Here is a 17,028-nt window from a genome sequence, read left to right on the forward strand (position 1 = left end):
ATATAATCGTATATGTGTAGATCAAATTGACTAGTTAGTGATAATTAGCTGAATTTTTTCGGGAATGTAACGAAAATGTAACATAAACGACATGTTTTTTAATATTAATTCTCGTGCAAAAATCGCTTTTTGACAGTGATTTATTAGCAAATTCGTAATCACTAACAATTAAAATTTTATTCTGTTAATTTTAAATACCCAAATATCTATCGAAATAAACAGTATATAAGTAGCATCCGAATTCGTTCATCTTATGATAATATGAAAATATTGACATAGATTAAGGGAGGAAATATGTTTATGAAGTGTCCGAATTGTAGCCACGAACTTTCCGGGAAAAAGAAATTCTGTCCCGAATGTGGGGCTAACGTTTCAGAACAAAAAGCACCAAGAAATAAGAAAATGTTTCTATTCATAGGAGCAATTATCGGGGTATTTTTAATTGCAGCCATCAGTTTGTATGTAGTTGGAAACAAGTCTTTTGGTACAGAACAAAGCATATCTGCTTTCGAAGAGGCTGTTGCTAATGAAGATACAGCAAAACTGAAGTCCTTACTCGTTCCAGCTGTTGAGTCATTTGAAATAACCGAGGAAAATACAAGCGCATTTATCAATTATCTTCATTCTAATCCAGATTCACTAGATGAGCTTACTTCCAGATTTCATAGTCAAGCAGAATTTATCAATCAAACCGACGGAAATAATGGTACTGCATACATGGATGATGTCTATGCGACCTTAAACCTTATCCAGGATGGTAAGGCATGGTTATTATTTGATGAATACAAGTTTGAAGTTATCCCTGCTATGATTACACTAGGAGCAGAGAATGAAAACATTACATTATCCATAAATGAAGAGGAAGTTGCTACTACAACGGAGGAAACATTTGAAGAGAGTTTCGGTCCATTTATGCCTGGAATATACGCTGTTCACGCTTTATTTGATAATACATATGTAACGGCAGAGCAAAGTGGTGAGCTTGAACTCTTTAATAATCGCCAGCAAGCAGCGCTACACAATTTTGATCTTCCGCTTGCACCGGTTACCGCACACGCTCTTGAGGATGATTTTACGTTATATATTAACGATGAAGAATCTGACATTACGATTGCAGAAGGCGAACAATCCATTGGAACCTTTCCAAATGACGGTTCCGTTTCCTTAGATATTAGAAAAGATTATCCATGGGGAGAGGTAAAGAGTGAAGAGGTTACAATTGATAGTGACCATGTGAGCTTTAACAAGCTTCATGCGTTAAATGAAGAAGCCCTTCATGCGTTAATGGAACAACTGAATGAAACAATTGCACAGTATCAAGTAGCACTTTCTGAAAGAGATGCTTCCCTATTAACTGATGGCATTACAGATAATTTCAAAGAAAGCTTAGAAGATCAAATTGACGACGTAGAAAAGAAAAAATCAGATTATACTGGAAAACTTGTTCACACTACATTCGATATGTCAAAAGTGAGCGATCCACAATTTGATGAAGATCATGATGCCTACTCAATTGAATTTTATGTTCACCATGTTTTCCATGAACCAAACAGCAACCTAGGTTGGCTATTACGCGATAATGATGAGGACCATTACACAAGATCGAGAAAACTAACTGTCATTTATGATGAAGATGCAGGAGAATGGAAACTTGATTCCAATGTAAATGAATACTTCATTATTATTGATTCTCAAGCTGAGGAATTTGAAATAGACGAGTAAGATGAAGGGTGTCATATGTAAGTGTTTAACTTAGATATGACACCCTTTTAGTATTTTCCTTGATCTCCCTTGGAGAAATAAACATTTTATACCGAACAAACTTATTCAATAAAAATAGTGGGTACCATTGTCCCTAGACACGGTATCCACTATCCGTTTTAAAACCAATTTATTACTTACTACTCCACCTTCGTAATTTTAACTTGAATATCGCCACCAGGAGTTGCTACTGCTACCTCTGTTCCAATTTCATGACCTAATAAGCTCTTTGCCATTGGAGAATCATTGGAAATCTTGCCTTCAAACGGATCTGCTTCAGCACTTCCAACAATCGTATAGGTTTCTTCATCACCATCAGGTAATTCTACAAATGTTACCGTTTTACCTAATGAAACAATGTCTGGATTATCATTATCATTTTCAATGATGACTGCATTTCGAATCATTTTCTCCACTTGCGTAATGCGTTGCTCAACAAAAGCTTGGTCATCTTTTGCTGCATCATATTCGGAGTTCTCTGATAGGTCGCCAAAGTCTCGAGCAACTTTAATACGTTCCACAACCTCTTGACGTCTATCTGTTTTCAAATAATGTAATTCCTTCTCTAATTTTTCTTTCCCCTCTTGGGTCATGTAATAACTTTTCTCTACAACCATTCCAAACACTCCTTCTTTTCACTATACAAATAAAAATAAGCGTTAAAGCTTATGCACACGATTAAAAAAATATACTAAACATTACTATGGCAGATTTGTAACCGTTTTTCAATCTTTTTGTTTTAGAGGAAGTTCAAAAAGTCCGGTGAAAATGATACATCAAATTTCTCCTTTGACGAGAGCGGAACTTCTTGATCTTTTTAATCCTCCAATTTAAACTTACTCTTTATTTCTTAGCTAAGATTGTTTCGATTTTAGAAGCCATTATATCAATGGCGACATGGTTTTGTCCACCTTCAGGAATTATAATATCTGCGTATCGCTTTGACGGCTCAATAAATTGCAAGTGAGCCGGTCGTACACTGTTAATGTACTGGTCGATAACGGAATCTAATGAACGACCTCTTTCCTTAATATCCCTTAATAATCGACGGATAATACGAAGGTCGGCATCTGTATCAACAAATACTTTAATATCCATTAAATCAACAAGCCGAGGATCTTCTAGTATTAAAATTCCTTCAACAATAATGACTTCTTTCGGTTCTACATCGATTACCTCATCTGATCGTGTATGAATTTTATAATCATAAACAGGCTTTTCGATAGGCTTATGATTCATTAAATCACGTAAATGCTCAATTAACAAATCATTATCAAATGCTAACGGATGATCATAATTTGTGTTTAATCTTTCTTCTAATGGAAGATGACTTTGATCTTTATAATAATAATCTTGTTCAATAACAAGAATAGTCTTATCTGTAAAGCGTTGACAGATGGAACGTGTAACAGATGTTTTTCCGCTGCCACTTCCTCCTGCTACGCCGATAACTACTGGCTTATCCCTCACGAAAAAGCACCTCTTCTTCTTTCATTTTATAACTTACTGCTACCCCATCACCGATTGGTAAAATCGTTGTTTTGAAGTCAGGGTGGTTCATTAGCATCTCATTATAATTCCTTATTTTTTCTACCATTTTCTGATAACGCTTTGGAACATCGACAGGGTTAGCAACGTACCCTCTGAATAATACGTTATCCGAAATGATAACACCGTTTGGATTTAACATTGGGTTAGCAAGCTCAAAAAAGCGCTCATATTGACCCTTCGCAGCATCAATAAATATCATGTCAAATCGCTTTCCTTGACTTGCTAACTCTGGAAGCTTGTCTAACGCATCACCCTGTATCACGTTGATTTGCTGTTGCTTGTTTAACGATTTAATATTCTTTACTGCTTGAAGATAACGTTGTTCGTCTTTTTCAATTGTTATAATGTAAGAGTTTGAACTCGCTGCTTGCATGCGTAATGCAGAATATCCAATCGCAGTACCGACTTCTAAAATTTGCTTGGGACAAGTCAGCCGAACAAGCTGTGCTACAAAATTCATCCCTGCTCTATCCATAATCGGCACACGGTCTGTCTTTGCTTCCGATTCTAGTCGGGTTATCCAATCTTCTTGTTCCGGTAATATAGCTGTTAAATAGCTTGTTAGCTCTTCGTTCATAGTTATAACCTCTTTATTCAATATGCTTATAAAAACGGGAAATGTGAAATACCATTTCACATTTCCGGGTGATTAATTCATATATTCATCTCTGTTTTGCAAATGCTCCTCATACGTTTCAGCATAATATATATTTCCTTTTTTATCATGCAAGAAGTATAAATATTCCGTTTCTGCTGGGTCAACTACTGCATTTAAGGAGTTTTCTGCGAAATTGGAAATTGGTCCAATTGGCAAAGCAGTGACTTTATATGTGTTGTATGGTGATTCTACTTCCAAATCCTCGTAAGTAACTACCTCATTATGCTCTCCTAAAGCGTATAAAACGGTAGGATCTGTCTGAAGTGGCATTTCCGCTTCCAAGCGGTTATAAAATACACCTGAAATTTGCTCCCTTTGTTCTTCACTTGCTGTTTCTCTTTCAACGATAGAAGCAAATGTGAGTGCCTCATGTACATTAAAATCTAATTCCTCAATAGCTGGCATATACTTAGATACTACGCTTTGTGTTTGTTCAAGCATTCCTTCAACAATAGATTCAATGCTTGGGGATTCAACGTAATAATCATAGGTCGAAGCAAATAAATAGCCTTCTAATGGTGTTCGAATATCCGGATCGAGTATTTCTTCTGATAAAAGATTCGGGTATCGATTCATCAATTCTTTAATATAGGATCGATCATTTACAGTTTCAAGAAACTCTTCTTTCGAGAAATCCAACCGCTCACTATAAATTTCAGCAATCTGATCAACTGTTAGTCCTTCAGGAATGGTTACGGTGTGTACTGCATCTAGGATTACCCTTCCGTTTTTAAGTGACTCAATAATTTCATCAAACGTCATCGCTGGTGTAAAAGTATATTCGCCTGCTTGAAAATCAGACTCATTTTTAAACTTTACATAGAACCGAAAAATTTTCCCGTCTTTAATAATTCCGTTTTCTTCTAATATCGTAGCAATACCTGAGCTTGAAGAACCGATTGGTATTTCTACCGTAATTTCTTCTTCGCTTTCTGCATCTACAGGCTCCAGAGCCGATTTTACATATAAATAACCTGAAATTGCACCGATGACTAATATCAGGAATAAAGCAACAAGTATAATTAATACAATCTTCCTTACAGTACTTGCCTCTTGGCTTCTGGTAATAAGGTTGTCCTTAAAACTACCTGAATCTTTCTTTTTGGACATCCAATATCCCCCTTTCATCCGCTATATTATACTAAAAAATGATTATTTTATCCATAATATAGCGGAAATCAACAAAAGCACAAGCGCTCGTGTAGCGACAGATAGGTATTTACCAAGCAAAAGCTGATGTCAAATTCCGACATCAGCCCTTTTTTTATTGATTTATTACTTACGATTCGTCCTCTTCATCCGCTAATGTATTTAGCATTTCTTCAACGATATCCCATTCCTCATCCGATTCAATCGGGAAGAGTGATAGGTCAGAGTCGTCTGTTTCCTCATAACGGAAAGCATAAACTTCTACTTCCTCATCATCTGCTTGCTCAGCAGGGACAACTGCAATATATGTTTGGCTTGTTTCATCAACATCAAATGTAAACAGTACCTCAAATAGGTGCTCTTCACCATTTTCATCTGGTATAATAATTCTTTCCTTTTCTTCTAATCCCATACAAACACTCCTTTATTTTTGATCGAGATAACCTTGTAAAATCATTACTGCGGCCATTTTATCAATAATCTTTTTTCTTTTCTTTCTACTCATATCAGCTTCGAGAAGCACACGTTCTGCTGCGACTGTTGAAAGCCGTTCATCCCACAGATCAGCTGGAATACCATGTACTTCTTCCAAATGGCGCGCATATCTTTGAGATGCTTCACCACGTTCGCCAATCGTCCCATTCATGTTTTTCGGTAAACCAACGACAGCTTTTCCAATTTCATGTGTTTCTATAATTGATTTAAGCTGAGCATCCGCTGAATGAATATCGGCTTCATCCCATTTAATCGTTGTTAAACCTTGCGCTGTCCAACCAAATGCGTCACTGACCGCTACACCAATCGTTTTTGATCCTACATCTAATCCTACAATTTTCATTTACTTATCCTTTACTTATCTTTATGCTGTTCTAAATAAAATTTAACCAATTCTTCGATTACCTCATCTCGTTCAACTTTACGAATTAGATTTCTCGCATCATTGTATCTCGGAATATATGCTGGATCTCCTGATAATAAATAACCTACTATCTGATTGATCGGATTATATCCCTTTTCCTGTAGAGACTCATGTACCGTCAGAAGAATATCTTTAATATCCTGGTCGAATGGTTCCTCTGAGAAATTAAATTTCATCGTCTTGTCTATTGAACTCATCGTGACACCTCGTTCCAAGTTTGCCTTGTTATGCTTCTACCTCTTCTAATTCATATTCTAACATGTTTATACAAATTATTATATCTTTTTCCTAAGCAGGATACAAACTGTCGCTTTTTTACGTTAGGTCATCCATCCAAGAACGTATAGGCTCATCAGTTATTATCCCTTTTTTACATTATCAATAATATAATTTTTTGCTGCCTCTAGTGCTTCGGTAATTTTGGCTGGATTCTTTCCGCCAGCCTGAGCCATATCTGGTCGACCTCCGCCACCGCCACCACAAATGGTAGCTGCTTGTTTGATTAGGTTCCCAGCATGTAAGCCTTGCTCAATCAGATCCTTTGACACACCCGCAGCTAATTGAACTTTACCGCCATTTTCTGCCGCAAGTAAGATGACACCTGAATCTAACTTTTGCTTCAATTCGTCAAGCATCTTACGTAATTGATTCATATCCTTTACATTTACCTTTTGAGCTAGAAGGCTTATATCCTGAATGGATTCTACCTGGTCCAAAATAGATGAAGCCTCTAAATTGGATAATTTCGCACTCAAGGATTCATTATCTTTTTGTAGTCCTTTGATTTCTTGGTGCAATCCTTCGATTCGTTCAGGAAGCTGTTCTTCTTTTGTTTTGGCAAGTTTCGCAGATGTACCGAGTAATTCCAATTTATCAGTAAGGTATTCATAGGCATGTTTACTTGTAACGGCTTCTATTCTTCTTGTGCCAGCCCCAATTCCACTTTCTGATACAATTTTGAACAAACCAATTTCAGATGTGTTTGTTACGTGACAACCACCACATAGTTCTATACTATAATCCCCAATTTGGACTACTCTTACAACGTCGCCATATTTTTCACCGAATAAAGCCATTGCTCCCATTTCTTTCGCTTCATCTAATTTTTTATTTTCAATAAACAAGGTAATCGATTCCCATACTTTCTCATTAACGATTTGTTCAATCTGTTTTACTTCATCTTTCGTTACGGGATTAAAATGGGAAAAATCAAAACGTAATCGCTCTGGCGTTACTAATGAACCCGCCTGGTTAACGTGTGTTCCTAAAACATCCTTTAACGCTTGATGGAGCAAATGTGTTGCCGTATGGTTTTTTACGACAGCTTTACGGAAGCGCTCATCAACCATCGCCTTCACTTGATCACCTGTACGAAATTCACCGTCTTTTATTTCAACACGATGAATATGCTGACCCTTTGGTGACTTCTGTACATCAAGAACATATGCAGATGCATTTTCTGTGTAAATCCAACCATGGTCTGCAACTTGTCCACCACTCTCCGCATAAAAAGGTGTCTGATTTAAAAATAATAAAACTTCATCCCCTTTTTGTACGGTACGAACAACTTCTTTCCCACCAATAATGGATGCTATTGTTGTATCCACTTCAAATTGATTATATCCAATAAATTCACTTTCAATTTCGATTTCACTTAAAACCGTATCTTGTACCTGCATGGAATCTACCTTTTGTCTTGCACTTCTAGCACGTTCACGTTGCTTTTCCATTTCTTGTTCGTAACCTGCTTGGTCCACTGTGAATCCTTGCTGCTCTAAATATTCTTCAGTTAGCTCTTTCGGGAAGCCATACGTATCATAAAGACGGAAAACTTCTTCCCCAGGAAACTCCGTATTTCCAGCAGCTTTTTCTCGATCCATGATGGTTTCTAAGATATGCAACCCATCATTCAACGTTTCATGGAACCGTTCCTCTTCTACCTTTATAATATTTTGGATAAATTCATGCTGACGCAATACCTCTGGGTAAAAATCCTTCATAATTTCGCCAACAGTATCAACTAGTTCATACATAAACGGTTTCTCGATACCAATTTCTTTAGCGAAACGGACAGCTCGTCGAAGCAACCTTCTTAATACATAACCTCTTCCTTCATTAGATGGAACTGCGCCATCACCAATTGCAAAGCTTACCGTACGAATATGGTCAGCGATAACTTTAAACGCGGTATCACCTGCATCACTTTTCCCATAGGAAGTATTGGCAAGTGCTTCTGTTTTACGGATGATTGGCATAAATAAATCCGTATCAAAGTTCGTTGGTACTTGCTGAATAATCGATGTCAATCGTTCAAGTCCCATACCTGTATCTATATTTTTCTTTGGCAGCGGTGTGTACGTATCGTCTGGATTATGATTAAATTGGGAAAATACAAGGTTCCACACTTCCAAGTAACGGCTATTCTCCCCCCCGGGGTAAAGCTCTGGATCATTTGGATCATTTCCAAACGCCTCCCCACGGTCATAGAAGATTTCTGTATTTGGGCCACTTGGTCCTTCTCCAATATCCCAGAAATTTTCCTCTAAGCGAATAATCCGCTCTTTTGGTATTTGGATCTCATTCAACCATATATCGTACGCTTCATCATCCTCTGGATGCACGGTTACAGATAATAATTCCTGATCAAAACCGATCCACTTCTCATCTGTCAAAAATTCCCAAGCCCATTCTATTGCTTCTTTCTTAAAATAATCACCAATGGAGAAATTCCCAAGCATTTCAAAAAATGTATGATGTCTTGCTGTGAAGCCGACATTTTCAATATCATTCGTTCGGATTGCCTTCTGTGCATTCACAATGCGCGGATTTTCCGGAATCACTCGACCATCGAAATATTTCTTTAATGTTGCAACCCCACTATTAATCCATAGTAATGTCGGGTCATCGATAGGGACTAGAGAAGCGCTTGGCTCTACCTGGTGTCCTTTCTCTTTAAAAAAGTCAATAAATAGGTTTCTAATTTCTGCTGAGCTTAATTGTTTCATCATTCATTCCTCCAAACGTTCTATAAAATTAAAAAAACCCCCTCTCTGCAATGATTGCAGGGACGAGATTTGTTCGCGGTACCACCCTAATTATGAATGACAAAATCATTCATCACTTCAACATGTTAACGGTATGAGACCGACGGGGATTAGCCGTACTCCAGCTTAGCTTTCCATGAGACTATGTTTAGGATTTCTTTCACCCAAGGAAATCCCTCTCTTTAAACTAGGTATTCATGTACTTCGAGCCTTCTTCGTGTTTCTTTTATGATGAAATTACGTGTTCAAAAGGAGGATAAAAAGGACCGAGTTCGGCTAAAGTCGCAACGTCCTGTTGCAACGCCGACACTAGCACGTGTCGGTAGTTAGTCGAAGGTCTACTGCTCTCGATGTGTCGTTTTTACCGGACTTTTTGAACATCCTTTGATAGCGTAATTATATGAAACTTTAGTAGCGATGTCAATGATTGGAACGAAGAGAAACAAACTGAACGACAATCACTTTTAAAATGGTTAGGACAGGTACAGCTAGAATCATGCCCCAAACTCCAAATAATTGACCACCTAATAATAGCACAAAGATGATTGCCACAGGATGAATTTTAATACTTCTCCCCATAATATATGGAGATAGAAGATTCCCTTCGATTAGTTGGATAACAAAAATAGCAATAATCACAAATATAACTGTGTTACCACCTGTTGTATACGAAATCATCACCGCAGGGACAGCACCAATAATTGGACCAAAATACGGAATAATATTCGTTACACCCATCACAATCGCTAGTAATAACGCATAATTAACATGTAATAATTTAAAGATTAGCAGACAAGCCAAACTCACAAACAAACTAATAATTAACTGACCACGAATATATCCCCCAAGTCCTTTATCGATTTCCTTCATTAATTCATTCGCTTCATCCTTATACTTATGTGGAATAAACCACATAAAAAAAGATTCGATCTTCACATAATCCTTGATGAAGTAAAAGACAAGTACCGGGATAACCGTTATAAGGACAATCATGTCGAATATTCTTGTAAAACCACCGACAAGCTTACCGAGTAAATTATCCAAGGAAGTCTCTATCGTTGCTACAAGTTGATCAATTTTGTCATGAACCGTTTCTGGTAAAAACGAAGTATAACTGTATACCTGATAGATCCAACTTTCATACATACGGATAAACTCGGGCAGATTCTCATTCAAATCTTGAACCTGATGAACAATGGCAGGATATCCTCTGTAAAATAAATAACCGACCCCGCCGAAGAATATTAAATAGATTAACAGGATCGAGAGACCTCGATGAATATTCCACTCGTGGAGTTTTTCCACTAATGGATGAAGTAAATAAGCAATTAATGCTGCAACTAAAAACGGAATGAAAAACTTCCATAAAAATGAAAAAAAGGCTTCGTAATATGGCATTGTTTTTACTAGCAGAAAGGAAAATATAAATAAAACAATCCCTATTAATAGCCAATACAGTAATCGAAAGCGTTTTTTATCCTCAACCATGATAAACACTCCTCAAGCATTTTGTATTTATCTCGTTATCCTCGCCGGGAGTGTTTATGGTAATTTTCTTTCCTCTTTCGTAAACAAATCATCCAATGAGCTTAAGCTTCCATCAGCTTCGATTTGATGCACCATTAATTCATTGCTGGTTACTGTCATTTCAATAAAGCAAGTCCAACAATAATAATCTTGTGTTCCTATTTTTCCAATGTCTTTTCCATTACAGTTCGGGCATCGTAGCATGATTTTAACTCCTTTTCGAGTATTACGCTACTATAGTTGCCCGCTTGAATACTTTTTATACCTTTATTTACATGAAATCGTATGGCGAGATTTCTTCTTCAGCCACTTCTTCCGTTTCTTCCACTTTCATATCTTTCATTCTTTCACTTAATTGCTCTTTCAATGACGTAAATCGTTTATTCGTATCCACGGTCTGAATCCCTCTTAAAAACGCTTGGTGTTCACCACAAATAATTAAAGACTCTTTGCTTCTTGTAATTGCAGTGTACAATAAATTTTTTCGCAGCATTCGATGATAGGTCGAAACAACCGGGAGAATTACGATTGGGAATTCACTACCTTGCGACTTATGAATGGAAATACAATATGCATGTGTAAAATTAATATAGTTGTTGCGTTCATAAACCACTTCTTTATCATCAAAGCTTATGACCACCTGCTCCACATTATCCACGTTCTCTTCTTCTCGAAAAATAGCAACAACTTCGCCAATATCACCATTATATACGCCATCCTCTGGTTGATTAACAAGCTGAATCACCTTATCCCCAACACGATAAACGACATCATGGTACTTTACTTCTCGTTTGGTTTTCGTTTTAGGGTTGATCAGCCTCTGTAATTCTTGGTTAATCATTGTAATCCCTGCCTGGCTTCGATACATGGGAGCTAATACTTGAATCTCTTTGACATCAAGTCCTTTATCTTTAGCCTTTGTGAAAATGGATGTAACTACTTGGAGCATTTGATGTTCATGGCATGCAATAAAACTAAAATCTTTATCATTCTGTAACGACTGGTCTGTCAGTTGATCATTTTTAATTTCATGTGCGAGCTGGATAATTTTCGATCCTTCTTTTTGACGATATACTTCATTAAGCCGAACAAGAGGTAGTAAATTGCTATTCAATAAATCCGTTAATACTTGACCAGGACCAACTGATGGCAGCTGATCTTCATCACCAACGAGCAGTACTTGCATTTCATCTGGTATTGCCTTAAATAAACTGTTTGCAAGCCAAATATCTACCATGGAAAACTCATCAACAATGAGAATCTTTCCTACCAGCTGTTCCTGCTCGTCCTTATTAAATCCGTTACTTCCATTCCAACCAAGCAGTCTGTGAATTGTTAGTGCTGGAAGACCAGTCGACTCATTCAAACGTTTTGCTGCTCTGCCGGTTGGCGCAGTCAAAACAAATGGAAAATCAGCTTGATCTTCATAGTCTTTCGGATTAAGCGAAACGTCATGGATTACTGCATAAGCTTTTAAAATCCCTTTAATAACAGTTGTTTTTCCAGTCCCAGGTCCACCCGTTAAAATCATTACTTTCGAATGTAGCGATTGATTAATTGCATTAAATTGTTCTTTCCCATAGCTAAGTACTTCTGAATCTTCAATTTCGCCAGTAATCTTCATCATTTCAGCTAATGGCGTCTCATCCTCAATCGGTTTCTCCATGATCCTTTTTAAATTTGCTGCAAAACCATCCTCAGCATAGTAAAGCGAAGGGAGATAAACCTTTGTATCTTGGATGATTACTTTCTTCTCTTTATTTAATTCTTCCATCTGTTCCATAATAATGTTAGCTTCTTCAGGATGAATACGAAGCAATTCTCCAACTTGGTCAACACAAAGTTCCATTGGTACATATACGTGACCATCTTGAATGCTTTTTTGTAGGATGTAAATACACCCAGCTCCAATTCGGTTTGGGTGTGTCATTGATATTCCATTTTGCCTAGCAATGTCATCTGCGGTTTGAAACCCAAATCCATCTATTGCAAAAACATATTGATATGGGTCTTCTTCCAAAACATCAATCGCTTCATCTTTATATTCTTGATAAATGCGCTGCGCCATTTTTAACCCAACACCATAGTTGGCTAAATAAACTGCAATATGTTCAAACCCTTGATTTTCTTGTAAACTCGTCGCTAAACGCTCGGCCGTTTCTTTCTTCAATCCTGGCACACGCTGCAGAATACTTCCATCATTCAAAATCTGTGTAATTGCCGTTTCTCCTAAATGTTCAACGATTCGTTCAGCAGTCTTTTTTCCAACGCCATAAAAGAGATCACTTGATAAATAGGCTACTAAACCATCTTTTGTATCCGGTACAACCGTTTTGTAGGAAGAAACTTTGTACTGCAACCCGAACCTGGCATGCCTTTCAAACGTTCCATAAAAGTAATAGAGGGTTTGCTCTTGGAGATTGGAAAAATAGCCTTTTGCAACAATCTCTTTTTCTTTGAAATCTTCATTTGTATCCTGAACCCGGATCTTAATGATAGAAAAATGCTCTACTTCATTATGAAAAATGGTATATAGAATCTCACCTTTAATATATCCCATTTCTTCGATTGATTGTTGATCCCGTTCCATTTGAAACAACCCCACTATCTTTTTTCAACTCAAGCGCCCAGCAAGACTTTCCTACTTCATGACAATCTAAAGAAGACTTGCCTTGCCGACTCGCTGTGACAGAGGCTTAGTCGCACGTATACCCTTGTGGTGAAGTGAACATCGGTTCAATCTAGTCCGTAAGTCGCTCTACGGGCGCTTCCGCCTTTATTACTTGTTTTCGTTCATTAACTGCTCCACATTTTTCTTACCGTTTAAAGCAAGAAGATGATCTGGCTGAATGTATATTGCCTTATCAAAATGTTCCAAAGCTTCTTGTGCTTTTTCATTAAACAACGCCATTACTCCTAAGTTGTAATGGGCATCACTATGTTCTTGGTTGATCTCAAGAACACGATGAAATACTGTCTCAGCATCAGCTAAACTATTACTCTGTGCAAGTGAAAGTCCATATTGGAAAAGTACTTCTTCATCATCCGGGTTCAGTTCAGTTGCTCTTAGTAAATACGGCAATGCGAGCCTTGGTTGTTCTTGACTTTGCAACGTTAAACCAAGCATGAAGTATACATCACTTTCTTCCAGGCCAAGCTCAACTGCTTTTTGAAAATTTGCTTGTGCTTTCGAAAACTCGGACTGCTCAAAATAAAGATTACCTAATCCATAATATGCTGTAGCAGCTGTTGGGTCTAATTCAATAGCTTTTTCCAAAAAACGGAGTGCACGATCATTTTCATTCACCTGCATCAACAGATTGGCGAAATTGATATAGCCAAGTGCGTCATTTGGATTCTGCTCAATCACTTCATTAAATAGCTTTGCTGCTTCTTCAAAATTTCGTTCTTTCATATAATCTATTGCTTGTGAATTCTTATCCACGATAAAAAACTCCCTACTTAACCAACATAATCTAGTGCGCGATTATTTTTAATAATTTGATCGATGGTAGCCCCGCCAAGACAAACATCTCCATCATAAAATACGACTGCTTGTCCCGGAGTAATCGCACGCTCGCTTTCAGCAAATTCCACATAAACGTTTCCGTTTTCTTGAACAGTAACTGTTACATTACTATCTTTTTGACGATAACGGAATTTTGCTGTACATGTAAATGTTTCTGTAATGACATCCGTGTTTATCCAGTTTACATCTGTAGCGACTAAAGCATCCGAGTAGAGTGTTTCGTGACTGAAGCCTTGCTCAACGTATAAGATGTTTTCTTTTAAATTTTTTCCTACAACAAACCATGGGTCACCAGAACCACCGATACCTAATCCTTGGCGTTGTCCAATTGTATAGTACATCAAGCCATCATGACGACCTTTTACCACACCATCTAGTGTTTGCATTTCACCAGGCTGTGCCGGTAAGTATTCACTAAGAAATTCTTTAAAATTCCGCTCCCCAATAAAACAAATTCCAGTAGAATCTTTTTTATCAGCCGTAACTAGACCATGTTCTTTTGCTATTTTTCTTACTTCTGATTTCGGTAAATGACCGAGTGGGAACATTACTTTCTCTAATACATCTGAAGATAATTGATTTAGAAAATACGTTTGGTCTTTATTGTCGTCCACTCCACGCAGCATTTCGACGCGTCCATCATTTTCGCGTACTTGCGCATAATGCCCAGTAGCTAAATAATCTGCACCAAGTGCTAAAGCGTGATCCAGAAATGCTTTGAATTTTATTTCTTTATTACACATAACATCTGGGTTTGGGGTACGTCCTGCTTTATATTCATCAAGAAAATAGGTGAACACTTTGTCCCAATATTGCTTCTCAAAGTTTACAGAGTAATACGGAATATCCAGCTGATTACATACGCGTACAACATCATCAAAATCTTCCGTTGCTGTACAAACACCAAATTCGTCAGTATCATCCCAGTTTTTCATAAAGATACCGACAACATCATAGCCCTGTTCTTTCAACAGTAAAGCAGCTACCGATGAATCAACACCTCCACTCATTCCTATTACGACACGTGTATCTTTATTATTTTTCATTTTTTTCACAATCCTTTATAGAGGTTACACATTTATGCGGTTAATCGTTTGACGATTCGAGAGACACGATTAGCTGCTTCTTTCACATTTTCCTCTGTATTAAAAATACCGAAACTGAATCGAACCGAATTCGTCGTGCATGGGTTATCTTTCCCGAACATAGCTGTCAATACATGCGATGGTTCAACACTTCCTGCCGTACATGCACTACCACTAGATGCGGCAATCCCATCTAAGTCGAAATTTGCTAATAGCGCTTCGACATTTGTTCCGGGAAAGCTAATATTAATAATCGAAGCGATGGTTACCTGAATATCTCCGTTCACTTCAAATTGTACTCCATTTTCTTCTAGCGTTCGAATAAATAGCTCTTTATAGGCTTGATACTGCTCTTTCCTTTTCGTTTTATGCTCCATTGCTAACTCAACAGCTTTTTGAAAACCAAAAGCGCCAGCAACATTTTCTGTACCTGGGCGACGTTTACGTTCTTGTTCCCCACCATGTTGCAGAGACTTTAGCATGACATTTTCATTCGCATATAAAAAACCAATACCCTTTGGTCCGTTTATTTTATGCGAAGAAACGGTAAGCATATCAATACCCAATTCCTTCACATCAATATCAATTAAACCATATGCTTGTACAGCATCTGTATGGAAATATGCTTGATGATCCTTTAGAAGCTCTCCTATTTCCTTAATCGGCTGGATAACTCCTGTCTCATTATTAACAAACATAATCGACACAAGAATCGTTTGTTCCGTTAATGCGGCTTTAACATCTTCTATCGCTATTTGCCCATTCTCATACACTGGAAGATACGTAACCTCAAAGCCAAGACCCTCTAATTCCTCAGCTGTATGAAGCACTGCGTGATGCTCTTGCTTGGTTGTAATAATATGATTTCCTTTATGACGGTTTGCTAGCGCAGTTCCTAAAAGTGCGAGGTTATCTGCTTCGGTCCCTCCACTTGTGAACGTAATTTCTTTTTCATTTGCATGGATACTTAAGGCCATGATACGTCTTGCCTCATCAAGAATTTGGCGACCCTTCCTCCCGAAAGAATGTACGCTTGATGGGTTACCAAAGTTTTCTTTATATACAGGAAGCATTGCTTGAATAACTTCCTCATCCATTGGTGTTGTTGCCGCATGATCCAAATAAATTGGTTCCATTATCCATTTCCTTTCTTTTATAAACGGGTTGTACCATTGTTAAATATAGAACATATAAGAATCCTGTACTTCATCATCATCATGATTTGCCAAATTTTCTAATGTCGTATTATCTAAAACATTCTTCACCGCATCACGAATTTGTAGCCATAATGCTTGCTGTGCAGGCTGCTCATCTTCAATTCCCTCTACAATCGTAAGGGGACCTTCCAGAACGCGGATTACATCACCAGCTGTAATCTCCTTTGGATCTTTCGATAAGATATATCCGCCATATGCACCACGTATACTTTTAATCAGTCCAGCATTGCGAAGCGGAGAAGCAAGCTGCTCCAAATAATGCTCCGATAAATTATTTTCTTGGGCAATTGCCTTTAAGGATAAAGGACCATCCCCGTGTTTTTTTGTTAAAGCAATCATAATGGTTAAACCATATCTACCTTTAGTTGAAATCTTCATCTATAACACACCTCTGTTTCTTTCCATCGTCCATTCGTTTATAATATTTGTTATTATAGCATGAATGGGGTATATCTTGCATTTTAGCAAACCTAAGTATAAATGTTCAAAAGGAGAATGAAAAGGACCGAACTCGGATAAGTACGCAACGTCTTGGGACTGCGATTACTCGCCCTATCGAAAAGCTTTGTTGCAAAGCCGGAACTAGCA

16 protein-coding genes and 1 other annotated feature are annotated in these 17,028 nt (G+C 37.6%); of the genes, 1 reads left to right on the top strand and 15 read right to left on the bottom strand.

Annotated features, from left to right (window positions below):
* The first annotated feature begins 300 nt into the window (after positions 1-300).
* Complete coding sequence (locus F1560_RS14915) at positions 301-1,722, top strand: zinc ribbon domain-containing protein (RefSeq protein ID WP_149475449.1); 1,422 nt, start codon at positions 301-303, stop codon at positions 1,720-1,722.
* A 179-nt stretch (positions 1,723-1,901) separates the two neighbouring features.
* Here the strand turns inward: F1560_RS14915 and greA are convergent, their stop codons facing one another.
* From greA to cymR, 15 genes are all read right to left on the bottom strand, one after another.
* A complete protein-coding gene (gene greA, locus F1560_RS14920) occupies positions 1,902-2,378 on the bottom strand; it encodes a transcription elongation factor GreA (RefSeq protein ID WP_149475450.1) in 477 nt (158 codons plus the stop codon).
* 226 nt (positions 2,379-2,604) lie between these two features.
* A complete protein-coding gene (udk, locus tag F1560_RS14925) occupies positions 2,605-3,231 on the bottom strand; it encodes a uridine kinase (RefSeq protein WP_149475451.1) in 627 nt (208 codons plus the stop codon).
* Positions 3,221-3,889 carry an O-methyltransferase gene (locus tag F1560_RS14930; RefSeq protein ID WP_149475452.1) on the bottom strand — a complete coding sequence of 223 codons (669 nt, stop codon included), beginning with the start codon at positions 3,887-3,889 and terminating at the stop codon, positions 3,221-3,223. Before F1560_RS14930 ends, udk begins: the two co-directional genes overlap by 11 nt.
* A 72-nt stretch (positions 3,890-3,961) precedes the next feature.
* Positions 3,962-5,080: an endolytic transglycosylase MltG gene (mltG, locus tag F1560_RS14935; protein ID WP_149475453.1), complete on the bottom strand. Its 1,119-nt coding sequence runs from the start codon at positions 5,078-5,080 to the stop codon at positions 3,962-3,964.
* A gap of 169 nt (positions 5,081-5,249) precedes the next feature.
* The gene (locus F1560_RS14940) at positions 5,250-5,531 is read right to left on the bottom strand and encodes a DUF1292 domain-containing protein (protein ID WP_149475454.1); all 282 of its coding nucleotides are present in this window, start codon (positions 5,529-5,531) and stop codon (positions 5,250-5,252) included.
* A gap of 12 nt (positions 5,532-5,543) precedes the next feature.
* Positions 5,544-5,957 (bottom strand): Holliday junction resolvase RuvX, encoded by a 414-nt coding sequence (gene ruvX / locus F1560_RS14945; protein WP_149475455.1) that lies wholly within the window; start codon positions 5,955-5,957, stop codon positions 5,544-5,546.
* A gap of 11 nt (positions 5,958-5,968) precedes the next feature.
* Positions 5,969-6,235, bottom strand: coding sequence for an IreB family regulatory phosphoprotein (locus tag F1560_RS14950; protein WP_095307133.1), 267 nt, complete (start codon positions 6,233-6,235; stop codon positions 5,969-5,971).
* Between the two features lie 162 nt (positions 6,236-6,397).
* The gene (gene alaS / locus F1560_RS14955) at positions 6,398-9,043 is read right to left on the bottom strand and encodes an alanine--tRNA ligase (RefSeq protein WP_149475456.1); all 2,646 of its coding nucleotides are present in this window, start codon (positions 9,041-9,043) and stop codon (positions 6,398-6,400) included.
* Between the two features lie 55 nt (positions 9,044-9,098).
* Positions 9,099-9,307, bottom strand: a binding site (T-box leader).
* Positions 9,308-9,502: 195 nt separating this feature from the next.
* Entirely contained in the window at positions 9,503-10,570 is a 1,068-nt protein-coding gene (locus F1560_RS14960; RefSeq protein ID WP_149475457.1) for an AI-2E family transporter, read from the bottom strand.
* A gap of 54 nt (positions 10,571-10,624) precedes the next feature.
* Positions 10,625-10,813 carry a hypothetical protein gene (locus F1560_RS14965; protein ID WP_095307137.1) on the bottom strand — a complete coding sequence of 63 codons (189 nt, stop codon included), beginning with the start codon at positions 10,811-10,813 and terminating at the stop codon, positions 10,625-10,627.
* 67 nt (positions 10,814-10,880) lie between these two features.
* On the bottom strand, positions 10,881-13,199 hold the full coding sequence (gene recD2, locus F1560_RS14970; protein WP_149475458.1) for an SF1B family DNA helicase RecD2: 2,319 nt from the start codon (positions 13,197-13,199) through the stop codon (positions 10,881-10,883).
* 189 nt (positions 13,200-13,388) lie between these two features.
* The gene (locus F1560_RS14975; RefSeq protein ID WP_149475459.1) at positions 13,389-14,054 is read right to left on the bottom strand and encodes a tetratricopeptide repeat protein; all 666 of its coding nucleotides are present in this window, start codon (positions 14,052-14,054) and stop codon (positions 13,389-13,391) included.
* 17 nt (positions 14,055-14,071) lie between these two features.
* Entirely contained in the window at positions 14,072-15,184 is a 1,113-nt protein-coding gene (mnmA, locus tag F1560_RS14980; RefSeq protein WP_149475460.1) for a tRNA 2-thiouridine(34) synthase MnmA, read from the bottom strand.
* A 32-nt stretch (positions 15,185-15,216) separates the two neighbouring features.
* Complete coding sequence (locus tag F1560_RS14985) at positions 15,217-16,359, bottom strand: cysteine desulfurase family protein (protein WP_149475461.1); 1,143 nt, start codon at positions 16,357-16,359, stop codon at positions 15,217-15,219.
* Positions 16,360-16,398: 39 nt separating this feature from the next.
* Positions 16,399-16,818, bottom strand: a complete 420-nt coding sequence (gene cymR / locus F1560_RS14990) for a cysteine metabolism transcriptional regulator CymR (RefSeq protein ID WP_149475462.1) — start codon at positions 16,816-16,818, stop codon at positions 16,399-16,401.
* Between the last annotated feature and the right edge of the window lie 210 nt (positions 16,819-17,028).

Source organism: Oceanobacillus polygoni, assembly GCF_008304605.1.
Lineage (GTDB): Bacteria > Bacillota > Bacilli > Bacillales > Amphibacillaceae > Oceanobacillus > Oceanobacillus polygoni.